The sequence below is a fragment of the Cyanobacteriota bacterium genome (assembly GCA_025054735.1).
Lineage (GTDB): Bacteria > Cyanobacteriota > Cyanobacteriia > SKYG9 > SKYG9 > SKYG9.
In genome coordinates, this window is record JANWZG010000245.1 from 1 (window position 1) to 6,060 (window position 6,060).

Annotated in this window: 4 protein-coding genes; 2 read left to right on the forward strand and 2 right to left on the reverse strand. The window is 52.6% G+C overall.

Translation table 11 applies throughout. The features are described 5' to 3' along the window. Window positions 1-411, reverse strand: a 411-nt coding sequence (locus NZ772_12175; GenBank protein ID MCS6814305.1) for a hypothetical protein, incomplete at its 3' end; no start/stop codon positions are given. A 513-nt stretch (window positions 412-924) separates the two neighbouring features. On the opposite strand from NZ772_12175, the gene pbpC reads away from it, so the two are divergent. After that, window positions 925-3,333: a penicillin-binding protein 1C gene (pbpC, locus tag NZ772_12180; protein ID MCS6814306.1), complete on the forward strand. Its 2,409-nt coding sequence runs from the start codon at window positions 925-927 to the stop codon at window positions 3,331-3,333. 101 nt (window positions 3,334-3,434) lie between these two features. Further along, complete coding sequence (locus tag NZ772_12185) at window positions 3,435-4,640, forward strand: FtsW/RodA/SpoVE family cell cycle protein (protein MCS6814307.1); 1,206 nt, start codon at window positions 3,435-3,437, stop codon at window positions 4,638-4,640. 46 nt (window positions 4,641-4,686) lie between these two features. Here the strand turns inward: NZ772_12185 and NZ772_12190 are convergent. Next, window positions 4,687-6,060, reverse strand: a 1,374-nt coding sequence (locus NZ772_12190; GenBank protein MCS6814308.1) for a C39 family peptidase, incomplete at its 5' end; no start/stop codon positions are given.

The following is a 6,060-nucleotide window of genomic DNA, read 5'->3' on the forward strand; positions in this document are numbered from 1 at the left end:
TTGCCCCAGGGTCAACCGACCGATGACTACAAACACCGCACTCAAGAAGCCTAATGCTACCAACACCCCTAGCACCAGCGTATGGGATTGGTTAAGCCCTAGCACCGCTGGCAACAGCCACAGCCTGGGATAGTTCATAGGGGCACCCCCCAAACAGGGGTTATCTACCAGCACATCATGCCCTAGGCGGTGACAGTCCCAGGCGGCAGTGATCACCCGTAAATCTCGGAAGGGCGTGGTTAAGGCAGGCACCCCCAGCACATTGCGCCAGACTCGGTAGGCAGGCAGGGCTAGACTGCCAAGGGCGATCGTCAAGAAATAGGCCATGACGATCGCCATCAGTAACCATCGGCCATCCCACAATGGCTTGCTCCCAGGATGCTGACTAAGTTGGTCGCGAGTCTTCAACATTACCATCCATCAAGACAGCGCCCTTCTGCCGCCCATCGCTCCTGCAAATTGTCAAGATTGTCAACAACGCGATGAACAGTAAGACAGCTAGACCAGTCTACTATACTAAAGGCAAGCTCCAAATCCCTGCATGAACACCATAACTGCTGCTCCAACTGGCATTATCGCGGTTGGAGGTACTGGTCAGTTTCTAGTGCTGCAAGCAATCCGTTTGCAATTAACACACGATGATACATCAAGGGACTATTCCCAAGCCGTTCACCCTGACTTATAGGCACCCCCGACACAATATTACCCCTGACACAATGGGGCGCTCTCCATGACATCTGAAGTCAGTGAGCATAGTCGTTAGCAGGCCAAGCAACCTGAACCCCAAATCCCCGTACTAGGAGTGGTGACCCATGTCAGTGACGATCGCATCAGGATTATGGCACAGTGCTAGTGATTGATCAGACCAGATGGGCTGGCCGAGAATGAGCACCAGCTAGCCGAGGACATAGTGGGTATGTGACCATGAAGCGCAGGCAATGGATCAGAAACTGGTTAGGACAATGGCAGCATAACCGCTGGATGCAGGGTTTGCTGGTGGTGGTGCTGGTAGGGCTGTTGGTGCGATCGCTACCATACCTTGCACCCATCCGCGCAACCGATATGGCTCACCAATCAGGGGCGATAGAGTTTCGCGATCGTCATAACCTCATCCTTGGCACGTTGTTGAGTCGTGACCAAGAGCATACCGTGGCTGTGCCATTGTCTCAGGTATCACCCCAGTTTATCCAGGCCATCCTAGCTGCTGAAGATGGACGGTTTTATCGTCATGGCGCGCTGGAGGTACGGGCGATCGTGCGTTCCACCCTAGAGGCTATTCGGCATCGGCAGTTCCGCAGTGGTGCTTCCACGATTACCATGCAATTAGCCCGGATGGTGAAGCCAGTGCCCAACAACCTATGGGGAAAAGCTCAAGAAGTCTGGCTGGCATGGCGCATAGCCGCTGGCATGAGTAAGGACGAGATTTTAGCCGCCTACATTAATCGCATTCCCATGGGGGGCAATATCTATGGTGTGGAGGCAGCAGCGCGAGCCTATTTTGGGGTAGCTGCACGGGATTTGACCCTCGCCCAAGCTAGTCTTTTAGCGGCGTTGCCTAATGATCCGGTGTATCTGGATCCCTATCGCCATCGAGAAGCCCTGCGCCAGCGCCAAGCCTATGTGTTGCGACGCATGGTAGCCGATGGGTATATCGATCGCACCCAGGCGGATGCCGCCTACAATCAAGTGCTCACCTTTCAATCCCGTCATCAGGGAATTTTAGCAGCCCCCCATTTCTTGCTGTGGTTGGCAACTCAGCTACCAGAGAACCATATCCCTCAAGTGCAAACTAGTCTCGATCGTACTCTGCAATCCTACATTGAGTCTCAGGTGAGTCAGGTCTTAGCTGAGCTAGAGCATCACAACGTTCACCATGCGGCTGTGCTGGTAGTGCACAATCCTACCGGTGAGGTGCTAGCCTATGTTGGCTCTCCTAGTTACTTAGCTGCTGATCAGCAGGGTCAAAATGATGGTGTACAAGCCTTGCGTCAGCCAGGATCATCCCTAAAGCCATTTTTGTACGAGTTAGCCTTGGAACTAGGGGTGATTCAGCCCCGGACAATTCTGGCGGATGTACCCACCCACTACGCTATTCCAGGAGCTAAGCTCTACAGTCCTACGGATTATAGTGAAACCTTTCAGGGGCCGGTGCGGGTGCGGATGGCCTTGGCAAATTCTCTGAATGTTCCCGCTGTCAGAATCCTGGAAATGGTGGGGGTACAGCGGTTTCTGGATCGTCTCCATCAACTGGGCTTTACCCATCTCAGCCACCCAGCAGACTACTATGGCTTGGGCCTGACCCTAGGCAGCGGCGAGGTTACCCTGTGGGAGCTAGCACGGGCCTATCGAGTTCTAGCACTAGCCAGTGACGATCGTGCTTTCTCTAGAGCATCTCGTCCATGGGTGTCTGACCTGCGTCCTATCCTTACCCCTAACCACCAACCACAAACCAGCCAGGCCCCTTCCTTGGCTGTGGTTGATCAGGCTTACGGTCGCCCCTCGCCTGCTTGGGCGTTGGTGACTGATATGCTCAGCGATCGCTACGCCCGTGCTCAAGCCTTTGGTGTAGATTCGGTGTTAGATTTGCCCTTTCCTACAGCCGTGAAGACCGGCACCTCATCGGATTTTCGAGACACATGGACGATCGGATTTACTAGGGACTATACCGTCGCGGTTTGGGTCGGCAACTTTGACGGTTCCCCCATGCAGCGCATATCTGGCGTGACGGGGGCTGCTCCCCTCTGGCAGCGCATTATGCTACATCTCCATGAGCAACAGCCACCAGCACCGTTTTCGTCTCCTGTAGGCTTGCAGAAGCGTCCTATCTGTGCCCTGACGGGTAAAAAGCCTACCCCTGATTGTGATGTGATTGTGCAGGAATATCTCTTCCCAGAGGATTTAATGGCCTATGAGCAAGAGGCACAGTCCCAAGCACAGACCGTTACAACAATGGGTAAGCCTCGCTTGGCAACATCTCAGGTTTCCCTCTCGCAGGACTACGATGAATGGCTAGCACGCCAGTCTCATCCTCGCTTAGCTGGCGATGCCTTGCGAATTGTATCGCCTCAGAATAGCAGTCTGTTTTTAGTGGGGTCTAGGCGATCGGCCCATGAGCGTCTTGAGTTTAAGCTAGCGAGTCCTCCCCAGCAGCCTATAGAGTGGTGGCTCAATGGCAACCTGCTGGCCACTCAAGCAAGCCAGTCCTTGTTTTGGCCATTGCGTCCAGGACATTGGACTCTTGAAGTGCGCCAAGGCGAGGCTAGCGATCGCATCACCTTTGAGGTAGAGGTTAGGGATGAACCAGCACCCAATCGGGGCTTCTCCTACCAATAGGAGCCTTCGTCATGGGTCTGCACCCGAAAAACACTTGACAGATCTGGCAGCCATCAGTAACGTTGAGTGTCACTGGTTTGTGTTCTGTCTACGATCGCTCCATGAATCTTCGGCTACCTAATCCTTTCACCGACACTACAGTACAGGATTGGTCACTGTCAGCTCGCCTGTTGCGTTGGCTGACGTTTTTGTGGCTATTTGTTGGGGTGTTACTTCTATTTTCAGCCTCCTATGCTGTAGCCGATGCTGAGTTCCACGATGGTCTATACTATGTCAAACGGCAAGTCATCTGGATTGTAGTAGGTTTGGTGGGGTTCAATGTGGTCGTTACCCTGCCCATGCGTAGGCTGATTGCGATCGCCCATTGGGGGCTGCTGATTTGCTTTGGCCTCACCTTGATTACCCTTATTCCTGGCATGGGTACCACCGTCAATGGAGCAACTCGCTGGCTGCACCTGGGATTTTTGCCCCTCCAACCCTCGGAGTTGATCAAGCCATTTTTGGTATTGCAAGCTGCCTACGTCTTCGGTCAGTGGCATCGGTTATCGTGGGCGGTGCGATCAACTTGGCTCGCCATCTTCACGGGCATCCTCACCGCCATTTTGTTACAACCAAACTTGAGCACTGCCACCCTCTGTGGTCTGTTACTGTGGCTAGTTGCCTTGGCTGCGGGGTTACCTTATTGGCAGTTGTTTAGCACTGCCGGTGTCGGCGGCATCATGTTGGCCCTCAGCCTAGGCACCCGCGAATATCAACGGCGACGGATTCTTTCATTTTGGAATCCATGGGCAGATGCCCAAGGAGATGGGTACCAACTTGTTCAGAGTTTACTAGCAGTGGGGTCTGGCAAGCTGTTTGGTGTGGGGTTCGGCAACTCGCAACAAAAGCTGATCTATCTACCCATTCAGCACACAGACTTTATTTTTGCTGTCTTTGCCGAAGAGTTTGGCTTTGTGGGCTGTTGCCTACTGTTATTGTTTCTTGCAGCTTACAGCACCATAGGCTTGTGGGTAGCTCTGCGGGCAAAACTGCTAGTGCTGCGGTTAGTGGCGATCGGCTCCGTTACCATCCTTATTAGTCAAGCTATTCTCAACATCGGGGTGGCCACCGGCGTGCTGCCTACAACTGGTTTGCCCTTACCCATGGTTAGTTACGGTGGTAGTTCCATGATTTCTAGCTTGATCATTGCTGGACTATTGGTGCGTGTAGCGCGGGAAGGTAGTGGAGCAACAGTCACGCCCCTAGTACCTGCTGGCAAGGTAGTCTCTAAAAAGCGTCCGGTTCCCCAGCAGCCTATTGTCGAATAGCCTCTATTGCCAAATACCCTGTAGTCGAACCTACGGTCGAATAAAGTTACGGTCGAATAAAGTGTGCCCAGACATTGCCATTGGGGCCAGCTACTTCGTTCATGTAGCCATTGGAGTAGTGAACTCGTCGCCCTTCCTTGTTGCGATAGCCTGTGGTTGCATCCCCCCAGGGGTCATGGGCCAAATAGCCCCTTTCGTTAAAGCCAATGACAGTGATGATGTGTCCTCCGTGGGTGAAGTAACCACCGACTACCACAGGATAGCCATCCACTAATTCTCGCTTTATCTGCTCCCAGCGGCGTGTAGTGCTAAAGCTAGAATTCTTAAACCCATAGGCTTTAATCAGGTTGGCCAGCACACCGTTATCGGTTTGGCTATTTTGACCATACCGACTGATGCACCAATCGTACAACTCGTCTTCTAGTTGCTGTCTGGGATTTTTGGGACGAACACCGTGGTAATAGAGCACCATGGCGATCGAGGTCACATTACAGGTCGCCCATGGCTTGCGCGAATTGTCTCGCTGAGAAAAATAGGGAACGCTCAACGTCACCTCAGACGGATTAACATCCACTACCTTGCCACCCCGCATCATCCTAATGTGGCCCTGAAAAATAAAGCCAGTATTGCCAAAACCAGGAAATTCCTCTGTGAGAGAAACCTTAATGTGATCTTGGGCTAACATAAATGCAGCAACCCCATACATCCGGTTAGCTGGCAAAGAAATCTTGTCATTGGCTGGCAGTTGACTAACATTGGCAAGACTCTTTTTGAAGACCGTTGGCTGCGTAGTCACGATGCTAAACGCATTAGGGTTGAAGGCAATAACTCTGCCCCTGTGATCCACCACTTGCACGTGATCCTTAAAGACAAACCCATGGCTGCCAAAATTGGGAATTGGTCGAGCGAGGGATAGCCGAAAGTGTCCTGGCACACAGGCATAGCCAGTTAACTCTAAAACCTGCCCCTGCCTTAGCGGCAGCATTTGGTTCGCAGGCAATGTTGAGGAATCTACAGGTTGTAGCTTTAAGAGGGTTGTAGCAAGTATATTTGCCTGGGCCGCTACTAAGGTGTCTGGTGGGTCAGGATCTCGCCTAGCCTGCACCGGCTCGTTTCCCTTGAGGAGCTGAACATGGGGAGCAAAGAAAAAGCCACTGGCACCTACTGGCGGGATAGGAACTGCTAAGTCAACGTTGAGGTGACCATCAGTATAGCCATAGCGGACAACGTTGAAGGTTTGACCAGCTCTGACAACAACTTTTTGCTGACTGTTAAGGGTGGTAGAGTCCGCGGAAGAGACCTTAAAGAAGGTATCATTTAATATCCGCAAGATATAGGGCTTACCTACCGTCCGGGGATTGTCGGTAACAGTGATGTAGGGAACTTGCTCGCTAACCGTTGCACCATTGGCATCCAACCC